A 12510-nucleotide genomic window follows, 5' to 3' on the forward strand; every position below is an offset into this window, starting at 1 on the left:
CCACCCATGTCAGCCCTGCCCGCCCCGCCCACCGCCGCCGCCCGACGCCCCGATCCGGCGCGGGCCGCCTCGGCCGCCGACGGGCGCGCCGCCACCGGAGCCCGGGTGGAGTTCCGCTCGCTGCGCCGGGCGTTCGGCCCGACCGTGGCCCTCGACGGACTCGACCTCACCGCCGAACCCGGCGAACTGCTCGCCCTCCTCGGCCCCTCCGGCTGCGGCAAGACCACCGCGCTGCGGGTGCTCGCCGGCTTCGAGCAGCCGGACTCCGGCGAGGTCCTGGTCGACGGCGAGGACATCCTCGGCATCCCCGCCAACCGGCGCGACGCAGGGATGGTCTTCCAGTCCTACAGCCTCTTCCCGCATCTGAACGCCCGCGACAACGTGGCCTTCGGCCTGCGCGTACGGAAGGTGTCCGCCGCCGAGCGGCACGCCACCGCCGCCGAACTCCTCGACCTGGTCGGGCTGCCCGACCACGGCGGCCGCTTCCCGCACCAGATGTCCGGCGGCCAGCAGCAGCGCGTCGCCCTGGCCCGGGCGCTCGCCCTGCGGCCCCGGGTGCTGCTGCTGGACGAACCGCTCTCGGCACTCGATGCCAAGGTGCGGCTCTCGCTCCGCGAGGAGATCCGCCGCCTCCAGCTGTCGCTCGGCATCACCACCATCTTCGTCACCCACGACCAGGAGGAGGCCCTCTCCATGGCCGACCGGGTCGCCGTCCTCAACGCGGGCCGCCTCGAACAGTGCGCACCCCCGGCCGAGCTGTACGAACGCCCCGCCACCGCGTTCGTCGCCGAGTTCGTCGGCACCATGAACCGGCTGCCGGGCCGGCTGACCGGGACCGGATCGGTCGAGGTCGCGGGCGCCACCCTGCCGGTCGACGGCGAGGCCCCGGCGGGCGGCGGACCCGTCGACGTGCTGATCCGGCCCGAGGGCGTCCGCGCCGAGGCCGACCCCGAGGGCCCGGCCACCGTCGTCTCCGCGTCGTTCCTCGGCTCGGTCACCCGCGTCCTGCTCGACCTCCCGGACGGGGCCGCGCTCAAGGCCGACCTGCCCTCCCGCGACGCCACCGACCTGCTGCCCGGCGTACGGGCCCGGGTCACGCCCGTACCGCGTCCGGTGCTCGTCGTCCCCGCCACCCCCGCAACGAACGAGCGCACCGGGAAGGCGTCGGTATGAGCGCGCCCGCCGCCGTGCTCTTCGACATGGACGGCACCCTCGTCGACACCGAGGTGCTGTGGTGGGATACGGCCCACGAGGTCGCCGCCGGACTCGGCCACCGGCTGACCGACGCGGACGCTCCGGAGGTCGTCGGCCGGGCCGTCGCGGACACCGCCGCTCATCTGATCGAGGTCACGGGCCGGGCGGCCGACGCGCTGGACGGCGTGGCCGCCGAGCTGACCGCGTCCTTCTTCCGCAAGGTCGACGCGGGCGCCCCACTGCGCCCCGGGGCCGCCGCGCTGCTCACCGCACTGGAGCGGTCCCGGGTGCCGTTCGCCCTGGTCAGCGCCTCGCCCCGGAGTGTGGTGGACGCGGTGGTGGCGGGGTCGCTGGCGGGGGCGCCCTTCGCCTTCACGCTGTCGGCCGACGACACCGTACGGACCAAGCCGCATCCGGACCCGTACAGGGCGGCGGCGACCCGGTTCGGCGTCCCGGCCTCGGCCTGTGTCGCCGTCGAGGACTCCCCGGACGGCACCGCCTCCGCTCACGCCGCCGGGTGCGCGGTGCTGGTGGTGCCCTCGCTGCTGCCGGTGGAGCCCGCGCGGGGGCGGACCTTCGCCCGTAGCCTGGAAGAGGTCGACCTCCGGGTGCTCAGTGACTGCCTGAGGCGTCCGGATCCTGAAATTCCGGGTCCGAAACCGGCGTGATTCGCGCCACCCTTGATCGGGGTTGCGCTCAGATGAGCGAAATCAGCATGGCTGCACTTCTGGAAGACGTGGCACTCAGTGCCACCTCGCTGGCTTCGAGAAGTGGACTCACTTGGCGAGCTGGGCGCTCATCCGAGCGGGTGTGGTCAAGTTTCGGCCATGTTGCTTTCAGGAGGTGAAGGCGGGAGTTCAGATGCTTCGGCCGAGCGACCCTTTCGATCTGCTGGCGGACGGGTGGTTGCGGCCGCATGACGACCAAGTGGACGTACCCATACACCTTCGATCTGGGTATGTTCCTCGCCGTCAGGGCAGCCACCGCGTCCTCGAGGAGTCGAGACCCGTGTCGGAAAACAAAGATCCCCAGAAGTTCGTCTACGACTTCACCGAGGGCAACAAGGATCTGAAGGATCTTCTGGGCGGCAAGGGTGCGAACCTCGCCGAGATGACCAACCTCGGGTTGCCCGTCCCTCCGGGCTTCACGATCACCACCGAGGCCTGCAAGGTCTACCTGGAGAGCGGCGACGCGCCGACCGCGCTGCGCGACGAGGTGAGTGCGCACCTCACGGCGCTGGAAGAGCGCATGGGCAAGCGGCTCGGCCAGGCCGACGACCCGCTGCTGGTCTCCGTCCGCTCCGGCGCCAAGTTCTCCATGCCCGGCATGATGGACACGGTCCTGAACATCGGTCTCTCCGACGCCTCGGTGGCCGGTCTCGCCACCCAGTCCGGCGACGAGCGCTTCGCCTGGGACTCCTACCGCCGCCTCATCCAGATGTTCGGCAAGACCGTCCTGGGCGTCGACGGCGACCTCTTCGAGGAGGCCCTGGAGGCGGCCAAGCACGCCAAGAAGGTCACGGTCGACACCGACCTCGCCGCGGCCGACCTCAAGAAGCTCGTCAAGCAGTTCAAGAAGATCGTCGAGACCGAGGCCGGACGCGAGTTCCCGCAGGACGCGCGCGAGCAGATGGACCTCGCCATAAACGCGGTCTTCGACTCGTGGAACACCGACCGGGCCAAGCTCTACCGCCGCCAGGAGCGCATCCCCGGCGACCTCGGCACGGCCGTCAACGTCTGCTCGATGGTCTTCGGCAACCTGGGCCCCGACTCCGGTACGGGCGTCGCCTTCACCCGCGACCCGGCCAGCGGCCACCAGGGCGTCTACGGCGACTACCTCCAGAACGCGCAGGGCGAGGACGTCGTCGCCGGTATCCGCAACACGGTGCCGCTCGCCGACCTGGAGTCGATCGACAAGAAGTCGTACGACCAGCTCATGCAGATCATGGAGACGCTGGAGAACCACTACAAGGATCTCTGCGACATCGAGTTCACCATCGAGCGCGGTCAGCTCTGGATGCTCCAGACCCGCGTCGGCAAGCGCACCGCGGGCGCCGCCTTCCGCATCGCCACCCAGCTCGTCGACCAGGGCCTGATCGACGAGGCCGAGGCCCTCCAGCGGGTCAACGGCGCCCAGCTCGCCCAGCTGATGTTCCCGCGCTTCGACGACGAGGCCAAGACCGAGCTGCTCGGCCGGGGCATCGCCGCCTCGCCCGGCGCCGCCGTCGGCAAGGCCGTCTTCGACTCGTACACCGCGATCAAGTGGTCCCGCTCCGGCGAGAAGGTCATCCTGATCCGCCGCGAGACCAACCCCGACGACCTCGAAGGCATGATCGCCGCCGAGGGCATCCTGACCTCGCGCGGCGGCAAGACCTCGCACGCGGCGGTCGTGGCGCGCGGCATGGGCAAGACCTGTGTCTGCGGCGCCGAGGACCTGGAGGTCGACACCAAGCGCCGCCGGATGACGGTCGGCGGCACGGTGATCGAGGAGGGCGACCTCGTCTCCATCGACGGCTCCACCGGCAAGGTCTACCTCGGCGAGGTACCCGTCGTACCGTCGCCGGTCGTCGAGTACTTCGAGGGCCGGATGCACGCGGGGGCCGACGACGCCGACGAGCTGGTCGCCGCCGTGCACCGGATCATGGCGTACGCGGACCGGGTGCGCCGGCTGCGGGTGCGGGCCAACGCCGACAACGCCGAGGACGCGCTGCGCGCCCGTCGCTTCGGCGCCCAGGGCATCGGCCTGTGCCGCACCGAGCACATGTTCCTCGGCGAGCGCCGCGAGATGGTCGAGAAGCTGATCCTCGCGGACACCGACGACGAGCGCGAGACCGCGCTCGCCGCCCTGCTCCCGCTCCAGAAGGCCGACTTCATCGAGCTGTTCGAGTCGATGGACGGACTGCCCGTCACCGTGCGGCTGCTCGACCCGCCGCTGCACGAGTTCCTGCCCGACATCACCGAGCTGTCGGTGCGCGTCGCGCTCGCCGAGTCCCGCAAGGACGCCAACGAGAACGACCTGCGCCTCCTCCAGGCGGTGCACAAGCTGCACGAGCAGAACCCGATGCTGGGCCTGCGCGGGGTGCGCCTCGGCCTCGTCATTCCGGGTCTGTTCGCCATGCAGGTCCGCGCCATCGCGGAGGCCGCCGCCCACCGCAAGAACGCCAAGGGCGACCCGCGCGCCGAGATCATGATTCCGCTCGTCGGCACGGTCCAGGAGCTGGAGATCGTCCGCGAGGAGGCCGACCGGGTCATCGCCGAGGTCCAGAAGGCCACCGGCACCGACCTCAAGCTGACCATCGGTACCATGATCGAGCTGCCGCGCGCCGCGCTGACGGCGGGCCAGATCGCCGAGGCCGCGCAGTTCTTCTCCTTCGGCACGAACGACCTCACCCAGACGGTGTGGGGCTTCTCCCGCGACGACGTGGAGGCCTCGTTCTTCACCGCGTACCTGGAGAAGGGCATCTTCGGGGTCTCCCCGTTCGAGACGATCGACAAGGACGGCGTCGGCGCGCTGGTCCGCAGCGCCGTCGAGGCCGGCCGGGCCACCCGCCCGGACCTCAAGCTCGGCGTCTGCGGCGAGCACGGCGGCGACCCCGAGTCGGTGCACTTCTTCCACGAGGTGGGCCTGGACTACGTGTCCTGCTCGCCCTTCCGCATCCCGGTCGCCCGCCTCGAGGCCGGCCGGGCCGCAGCCGAGTCCCGGGGCAGTGACAGCCGCTGACCCGGACTCACCGGTCCGGGGTGCACGAACACCCCGGATCTCCTGGGCAGGGCTGCACGAACAGCCCTGCCCACCGACCAAGGCCGTGAAGGCCCACCGAGAGGCGGCGGCACCCTGTGCGGGGGTGCCGCCGCTTCGCCTTGTCCTGACGTGTGACGGCCCATGCGCCGACCGGGAAATGACCGGGGGTAAGGGTCCGGGTGTGCCGGGAAGTGACCGGCGGTACGGGAGTGGCGTGCGCGGAAATGACCGGCGGTACGGGGAAGCCGTCAGGAGTGCGCATCGAATGGAGCGCAAGGAATGTGGCGCAGAGCACATTGCTTCGTTTAATGCGCAAAGAAATTCGGGTGACGGCCGGGGGACCGGGGTGCGGTCCATGGATCCCCACCCATGGACCGCACCCGGCTTACCCCCGTCGGGTACGGAGCCGCACCGTCGCCCACCGCCGCCGAACACACAAAGCCCCCCACGGCCTTCACGTGCTCATCCGGTGGGCACCGGATGCGTACCCGACGTCGTACAGCCTCATCGGTGAAGCGGAACGGGGCGACACCTTTCACTTCTGGCCGAAACCCCGTGGTGACCTCCTGTGACGGTCCGCATACCCTTCGGTGGGGGCAATTGCGGATGCAACAGAATGCAACAGGTGGGGGAGTAGTGCTGCGTATCCATGTGTCCAGGCTGGACCTTTCGCGGGTGCGGATGGCCACGAGGCCGGACGCACTGTGGGAAACCATTCTCAGTTTTCACCGGCTCAGGGACCGGCGGGCTTCGACGGTGTTCGGGAAATGGCGTACGGAATCCCGGGCGCGGTTGAATGGTGAAGCACAGCTGCTGGCGGCGGTCGTTCCGCCCCGCGGCTATTTCCCGGATTTCCTGACGCCCTCTCAGGAGGGCGCCGAGCCTTTCGGGCTCGACGCCGGAATGGAGGCCCTGCGCGACACTCCGGCCGACCGCGTCCACGCGGAGCTCGAACTGCTGGCCGCCGGACGTGTACGGCAGCGGGCAGACCGGTCGGTCGGTCAGCGGGCCGCCGGTGCCGGAAGAACGAGCGCGGCGCTGCCCGCCGCGCTCATGGAGGGCCGTGCCGAGCCGCTCTCCCGGCTCATAGGCGCCCTCCGCAGCTACCACCACGCGGCCGTCGAGCCCTACTGGCCGCATATCAGGGCCAGCATCGAGGCCGACCGCGCCGTGCGGGGCCGGGCCCTCCTGGACGGCGGCGCCGACGGACTCCTGGGCACCCTGCCGCCGATGATCCGTTGGCGCTCACCCGTGCTGGAGGCGGACTACCCGGTCGACCGCGATCTGCATCTGGACGGCCGCGGACTGCTGCTCCAGCCGTCCTTCTTCTGCCGGGGCACCCCGGTCGTCTACCGCGACCCCTCGCTCCCGCCGGTCCTCGTCTACCCGGTCACCAACCCGGGCGCCCCGGTCTTCGCCGAGCCGGGCCCCTGGCTCGGCCGGCTCGTCGGACACACCCGCTCGGCCGTCCTCTCCTCCATCGGCAGTGGCTGCACCACCAGCGAACTCGCCCGCCGCGCCGGGGTGTCGCTGGCCTCCGCGAGCCAGCACGCCTCCGTGCTGCGCGAGGCCGGCCTGGTCCTGACCCTGCGCCACGGCAGCTCGGTCCTGCACACGCTGACCCCGCTCGGCGGCTCCCTCCTGCGCGGCGGCGCCCCGCTCGCCCTGCCCTGAGCGGCGCTCCGGGCCCGTCGTGAAAATCCGTCCGCCGATCGGCGATGAGTTCCGCGCGGCCCCGCCGTCTAATCATCGAAAGCGCCGGACGGACCACCGCGGGCGCCACGGGACAGAGGAAGAGGAAACGACCATGGCTCAGATGATCTTCGTGAACCTGCCGGTGAAGGACCTGGAGACCACCGTGGGCTTCTTCGGCAAGCTCGGCTTCACGACCAACCCGCAGTTCTCCGACGAGAAGACCGCGTGTCTGGTCATCAGCGACACGATCTTCGCCATGCTGATGACGGAGCCGCGCTTCAAGGAGTTCACCAAGAAGGACGTCGTCGACGCCTCGCAGGCGACCGAGGTCATCCTCGCGCTCAGCGCCGACAGCCGCGAGAAGGTCGACGAGATCGCCGACGCGGCGCTGGCCTCCGGCGGGTTCCCGGCGGGCGAGACGCAGGACATGGGCTTCATGTACGGCCGCTCGTTCCAGGACCCCGACCACCACATCTGGGAGGTCATGTGGATGGACCCGGCCGCCGTCGAGGGCCAGGCCTGAGCGGCCTGACCCGCAACGGCGTGCGCCGTGGGCACGGGGGAGCCCCGGCGCACGCGGGGTCTCCGTGTCAGCGGCGGGGGCGTCCGCTTCAGCTGCGGAACGGCCCCTTCACCTCGTACGTGATGCCGCCGGAGGAGCTTCCGCTCGTGCCGCGCTGCGAGGAGAAGTAGAGCCGGCCGCCGTCCGGCGAGAACGCGGGCCCGGTGATCTCCGAACCGGACTGCCCGGTGATCCGCAGGAACGGGGCCACCGTGTCGTCCGGCGTGATCAGGCAGATCTCCATGTTCCCGCCGTCCTCCGCGATGTAGAGGTCGCCGGATCCGGACCGGGTGACGTTGTCCACGCCGGTCAGCGGCGCGGAGCCGCCCGTCACCAGCGAGTCGTCGTAGGCGAGCGAGATCGACGAGGTGTTCGCGTCGTACGCCCACACCCGGTTGTCGCCCTTGGTGGTGAACCAGCAGGTGCCCGCCGCGTAGAAGCAGCCCTCACCGCCGTTGAACACCTTCGCCCCGGACACCTGGTGCCGGGTCTGGGTGGAGGAGGCTGCCGGGTCCGGAACGTTCGCCCAGCTCACCGGGCCCGAGGTGGCCGTGCCCGCCACCAGCACCTGAAGTGTGCCGCTGGACAGATTCCCCCAGGTCGTGGGACGGAAGCGGTAGAAGCGGCCGTCGCTCTCGTCCTCGGTGAGATAGACGTAGCCGTGGTCCGGGTCGGCGGCGGCGGCCTCGTGCTTGAAGCGGCCCATCGCCGGCCGCCGCACCGCCGCGTTCACACCCCACGGGTCGGTCTCGTAGACGTACCCCCGGGTGACCTCCTCGCAGGACAGCCAGGTCTTCCACGGGGTGGCGCCGCCCGCGCAGTTGTTGTTCGTGTCGCCCAGGATCCGGTACGCGGAGGTCACCGTCCCCGAGGAGTTGAACCGCACCGCGCTCGCCCCGCCCCCGCTGCTCCGGGACACCTCGGCGTTGGAGACGTAGATCCAGCCCGAGCCGTCGGCGTACGTCGCGCCGCCGTCGGGCGCTCTGTGCCAGCGGTAGGAGGTACCGGGCACGGTCTGCCCGGAGCGGGCGACGACGCGGCTGGTGAAGCCGCTCGGCAGCCGGATGCCGTCGCTGTTGGCCGCCTGGAGGGCGCCGTACGGGCCGGGGGCCGGCTGGGCCGGGTCGGCGAAGGCGGCGCCCCGCCACAGCGTGCCGCCGAAGGCCGCCGCCGAGCTGCCGATCACCGCGGTGCGCAAGAAGGTCCGACGTTCCACGATCACTCCACGCATGAGTGTGGCCCGCCGCTCCGGACGGACCGACGGGTCGCGCGTGAGGACTGTAGGAGTACGGAGTTGACGGAGCGTCAAGGGCAGATGAACGGGCGGCGGATGGCTTGCGCAGGCCATCCGCCGCCCGTCCCGGAGGGCCTGTTCAGTCCGCCCGTACGGCGAACACCGGCACCGCCGCCTCCTCGTCGTCCAGGCACGCGCCCGTCGCCAGGTCGAAACGCTGCTTCAGCAGCGGCGAGGCCACGAACGGCCGACCGCCCGCCGAGCCGAGCAGCCCGCGCGACAGGACGTACGCCCCGGTGAACGGGTCCCGGTTGCCGATCGCGTACACCTGGCCGGCCCGGTCCATGAAGACGGCCGCCTGGTCCCCGTCCGGCAGCAGCACCGCCACCCCCCGCCCGGGGATCAGCAGCTCCCGCTCGCAGACCGTCAGCCAGTCCTTTCCGTGGGCCAGCCGGACGGAACCGGTGCCCCGCGCTGTCGTGATCGTCGCCGTGGTCATCAGGATGCGGTCCCTTCGAGGGTGCGGACGGCGAGCACCGGACCGGCGAGCAGCTCCAGATCTGGCTTGATCTGATCCCTCTCCGGAACGAACCTCACCGAGGGGTCGGGGGCGTCGGGCGCGTTGACGAAGGTGACGAAACGGCGCAGCCGCTCAGGGTCGTTGATGGTCTCCGCCCACTCGTCGCGATAGCCCGCGACGTGGTCGGCCATCAGCCGCTCCAGCTCCTCGCAGAGCCCCAGCGAGTCGTGGACGACCACGTCCCGGACGTGGTCCAGGCCGCCGTCGATCCGCTCCAGCCACGCGGAGGTGCGCTCCAGACGGTCGGCGGTACGGATGTAGAACATCAGGAACCGGTCGATCAGCCGCACCAGTTCGGCATCCGACAGATCCTGGGCCAGCAGATCGGCGTGGCGCGGGGTGGCTCCGCCGTTGCCGCCGACGTACAGATTCCAGCCCTGGGCGGTGGCGATGATCCCGAAGTCCTTGCCCCGGGCCTCCGCGCACTCGCGGGCACAGCCGGAGACCGCCGACTTCAGCTTGTGCGGGGAGCGCAGGCCCCGGTAGCGGAGCTCCAGGTCGATCGCCATCCGCACCGAGTCCTGCACGCCGTAGCGGCACCAGGTCTGCCCCACACAGGACTTCACCGTACGCAGCGACTTCCCGTACGCGTGCCCGGACTCGAAGCCCGCGTCCACCAGGCGGGTCCAGATCAGCGGCAGCTGGTCGACCCGGGCGCCGAAGAGGTCGATGCGCTGACCGCCGGTGATCTTCGTGTAGAGGCCGAAGTCACGGGCCACCTCGCCGATGACGATGAGCTTCTCCGGGGTGATCTCGCCGCCAGGGATGCGCGGCACGATCGAGTACGACCCGTTGCGCTGGAGGTTCGCGAGGAAATGGTCGTTGGTGTCCTGGAGCGCCGCCTGCTCGCCGTCCAGCACATAGCCGCTCGCGCCGACCGTGGGCGCCAGCGAGGCGATGACCGAGCCTACCGTCGGCTTGCAGACCTCGCAGCCGTCGCCGCCCCGCGCCTCCTCCCGGCCGTGCGAGTCGAGGAGGGCGGTGAAGGAGGTGACCTCCAGGGTGCGGACGATCTCGTACAGCTCGCTGCGGCTGAACGGGAAGCAGCCGCACAGCCCCGCGTCCTCCGGCGGCGGCATCAGCTGCCCGATCACCTTCAGGCAACTGCCGCAGCCCGTACCGGCCTTGGTGCACTTCTTCACCTCGGGCAGCGTGGTGTGCTCGCAGACCGCGCCCTTGGTCACGTTGTGGCAGGAGCAGATCACCGCCTCGTCCGGCAGCGCGGAGGGGCCGAGCGCCACCGGGCCGCCCGCCCCGGCCGGCAGCACCAACTGCTCCGGGGCGACCGGCAGCACCGTGCCCGTCATCGGCCGCAGCGTGCCGTACTGTTCCGCGTCCCCGACCAGCACCCCGCCCAGCAGCGTCCCGTCCGGGCCCATCACCAGCTTCTTGTAGACCCCCGCCCGGGCGTCGGAGTACACGACGTCGAGCGATCCCTCGGCGCTCCCGTGCGCGTCGCCGAACGAGGCCACGTCCACGCCGAGCAGCTTCAGCTTCGTCGACAGGTCCGCCCCGGTGAACGCGGACCGCCCGCCCGCGATCACCTCGGCCGCCGCCTGGGCCATCTCGTAGCCCGGCGCGACCAGCCCGTACACCCGGCCGTCGGCGGCCAGCGCGCACTCGCCGATCGCGAACACCGCCGGGTCGGAGGTCCGGCACTCCTCGTCCACCACGATCCCGCCGCGCTCCCCGACCGCCAGACCGCACTCCCGGGCCAGCTGGTCGCGGGGCCGTACGCCTGCCGAGAAGACGACGAGATCGACGTCGAGCGAGGAGCCGTCGGAAAGGGCCATCCCGGTCACCGCGCCGTCCGCGCCCGCCAGGACCTCCTGCGTACCGACCCCCGTGTGCACGGCGAGCCCCATGTCCAGGACCGTGCGCAACAGCGCCGCGCCGCCGCCCTCGTCCACCTGGACCGGCATCAGCCGGGGCGCGAACTCCACCACATGCGTGGACAGCCCGAGCCCCTTCAGCGCCCCGGCCGCCTCCAGACCGAGCAGCCCGCCGCCCACCACCGCACCGGTCACCGCGCCCTTCGCGTACTCCTCGATCGCGAGCAGGTCCTCGATCGTCCGGTACACGAAACAGCCCCGGGCGTCCTTCCCCGGCACCGGCGGCACGAAGGGGTACGAGCCCGTCGCCAGCACCAGCGTGTCGTACGGGAACACCGCCCCGGACCGCGCGGTCACCGTCCGCCCCGCACGGTCCACGGCCGCCGCCGGGTCGCCGACGTACAGCTCGATGCCGTGCCGGTCCATGAAGTCCGGCTCCACCAGCGAGAGCTCCTCGGGGCTGCGCCCGTCGAAGTACGAGGTGAGCCGCACCCGGTCGTAGGCGGGCCGGGGCTCCTCGCAGAGCACGACCACCCGGGCGCCGCCGGCCGCCGGGGTCAGCCCGCGGTCGGCGAGGGCCTCCAGGAACCGCTGGCCGACCATGCCGTGCCCGACGACCACGATCGTCGGAGCGGCGCTGTGCGCCAGGGCGTTCGGGGTGCTGTTCGAGGCGGCGGCGGTGGTGCGCGGCTCGAAGGTGGGCTCCGGCATCTCAGTGGCCTCCGTCGGTTGTCCTCATGCCCCGAGCCTGGGCGGGCGGTGTTACCCGGCCGCATCCCGCCTGTTTCCCGGGCGGAACCTTGCGCTCAGCGGCCGGGCAGGTGCCCTGTGAGGGGCCGGGTGAGGAGGCATGGGCGACAGGCGTCTAATGTCGGTTCGTGCCTGACATAACGGTGACGACCCTGATCCTTCTCTGCCTCGCCGCGGCCGCCGCGGGCTGGATCGACGCGGTGGTGGGCGGCGGCGGACTGCTGCTCCTGCCCGCGCTGCTGCTCGGCCTGCCGCACGTCCCGGCCGCCCATGTCCTCGGCACCAACAAGGCCGTCGCGATCGTGGGCACCTCGGGCGCGGCCGTCACCTTCCTGCGCAAGGCGCCGGTACGGGTGGGGCTTGCGGTGCGGGTCGGGCTGATGGCGCTCGCCGGGTCGATGACCGGGGCGTTCTTCGCCGCCGGGATCAGCAGCGAACTGCTCCGCCCGGTGATCATGGTCGTGCTGCTGGGGGTCGCGGCCTTCGTGATGCTGCGCCCGTCCTTCGGTACGGCGGCGGCGGGCGACGGCACGGACCGGCCGGTCACCCGGGCCCGGATCATCACCGCGATCGTGCTGGTCGGCGGCGGCATCGGCTTCTACGACGGGCTGTTCGGGCCGGGCACCGGCACCTTCCTGGTGCTGGCCCTGACCGCCGTGCTCCACCTGGACCTGGTGACCGCGTCGGCCACCGCGAAGATCGTCAACGTGTGCACCAACGCGGGGGCCCTGGCGATGTTCGCGTACCAGGGCACGGTGCTGTGGCAGCTCGCGGCCGTGATGGCGGTCTTCAACCTGGCGGGCGGGATGATCGGGGCGAAGATGGCGCTGAGCCGGGGGAGCGGCTTCGTCCGGGCGGTGCTGCTGACGGTGGTGTTCTCGCTGGTGGCGAAGCTGGGCTTCGACCAGTGGAACGCGTGAGA

Annotated in this window: 9 protein-coding genes; 6 read left to right on the forward strand and 3 right to left on the reverse strand. The window is 71.4% G+C overall.

All coding sequences use genetic code 11. The features are described 5' to 3' along the window. Positions 1 to 6 precede the first annotated feature (6 nt). The 5 genes from AC0VY3_RS07830 (at position 7) to AC0VY3_RS07850 (ending at position 7153) form a co-directional block, all read left to right on the forward strand. The gene (locus AC0VY3_RS07830; RefSeq protein WP_103510190.1) at positions 7 to 1173 is read left to right on the forward strand and encodes an ABC transporter ATP-binding protein; all 1167 of its coding nucleotides are present in this window, start codon (positions 7 to 9) and stop codon (positions 1171 to 1173) included. Continuing rightward, positions 1170 to 1862 carry an HAD family hydrolase gene (locus AC0VY3_RS07835; RefSeq protein WP_103510191.1) on the forward strand — a complete coding sequence of 231 codons (693 nt, stop codon included), beginning with the start codon at positions 1170 to 1172 and terminating at the stop codon, positions 1860 to 1862. Before AC0VY3_RS07830 ends, AC0VY3_RS07835 begins: the two co-directional genes overlap by 4 nt. A 340-nt stretch (positions 1863 to 2202) precedes the next feature. Beyond that, positions 2203 to 4914: a pyruvate, phosphate dikinase gene (gene ppdK / locus AC0VY3_RS07840; RefSeq protein WP_103510192.1), complete on the forward strand. Its 2712-nt coding sequence runs from the start codon at positions 2203 to 2205 to the stop codon at positions 4912 to 4914. Between the two features lie 657 nt (positions 4915 to 5571). After that, entirely contained in the window at positions 5572 to 6609 is a 1038-nt protein-coding gene (locus AC0VY3_RS07845) for an ArsR/SmtB family transcription factor (RefSeq protein ID WP_103510193.1), read from the forward strand. 133 nt (positions 6610 to 6742) lie between these two features. Continuing rightward, complete coding sequence (locus tag AC0VY3_RS07850) at positions 6743 to 7153, forward strand: VOC family protein (protein ID WP_103510194.1); 411 nt, start codon at positions 6743 to 6745, stop codon at positions 7151 to 7153. 88 nt (positions 7154 to 7241) lie between these two features. On the opposite strand, the gene AC0VY3_RS07855 is transcribed toward AC0VY3_RS07850, so the two are convergent. The 3 genes from AC0VY3_RS07855 to nirB form a co-directional block, all read right to left on the reverse strand. After that, entirely contained in the window at positions 7242 to 8408 is a 1167-nt protein-coding gene (locus tag AC0VY3_RS07855; protein ID WP_475549279.1) for an alkaline phosphatase PhoX, read from the reverse strand. 157 nt (positions 8409 to 8565) lie between these two features. Then, entirely contained in the window at positions 8566 to 8925 is a 360-nt protein-coding gene (gene nirD, locus AC0VY3_RS07860; RefSeq protein WP_242739668.1) for a nitrite reductase small subunit NirD, read from the reverse strand. After that, complete coding sequence (gene nirB / locus AC0VY3_RS07865; RefSeq protein WP_103510196.1) at positions 8925 to 11549, reverse strand: nitrite reductase large subunit NirB; 2625 nt, start codon at positions 11547 to 11549, stop codon at positions 8925 to 8927. The genes nirD and nirB overlap by 1 nt, the downstream gene beginning before the upstream one ends. 167 nt (positions 11550 to 11716) lie before the next feature. Here nirB and AC0VY3_RS07870 point away from each other — a divergent pair, with 167 nt between their 5' ends. Beyond that, positions 11717 to 12508, forward strand: a complete 792-nt coding sequence (locus AC0VY3_RS07870) for a TSUP family transporter (RefSeq protein WP_103510197.1) — start codon at positions 11717 to 11719, stop codon at positions 12506 to 12508. Positions 12509 to 12510 lie beyond the last annotated feature (2 nt).

The sequence above is a fragment of the Streptomyces sp. iso_384 genome (assembly GCF_056172905.1).

Bases quoted from the DNA above. Each gene is read 5' to 3' on its own strand.
- nirD (WP_242739668.1), bottom strand. From the start codon at position 8,925: ATGACCACGGCGACGATCACGACAGCGCGGGGCACCGGTTCCGTCCGG.
- nirB (WP_103510196.1), bottom strand. From the start codon at position 11,549: ATGCCGGAGCCCACCTTCGAGCCGCGCACCACCGCCGCCGCCTCGAAC.
- AC0VY3_RS07830 (WP_103510190.1), top strand. From the start codon at position 7: ATGTCAGCCCTGCCCGCCCCGCCCACCGCCGCCGCCCGACGCCCCGAT.
- AC0VY3_RS07850 (WP_103510194.1), top strand. From the start codon at position 6,743: ATGGCTCAGATGATCTTCGTGAACCTGCCGGTGAAGGACCTGGAGACC.
- AC0VY3_RS07835 (WP_103510191.1), top strand. From the start codon at position 1,170: ATGAGCGCGCCCGCCGCCGTGCTCTTCGACATGGACGGCACCCTCGTC.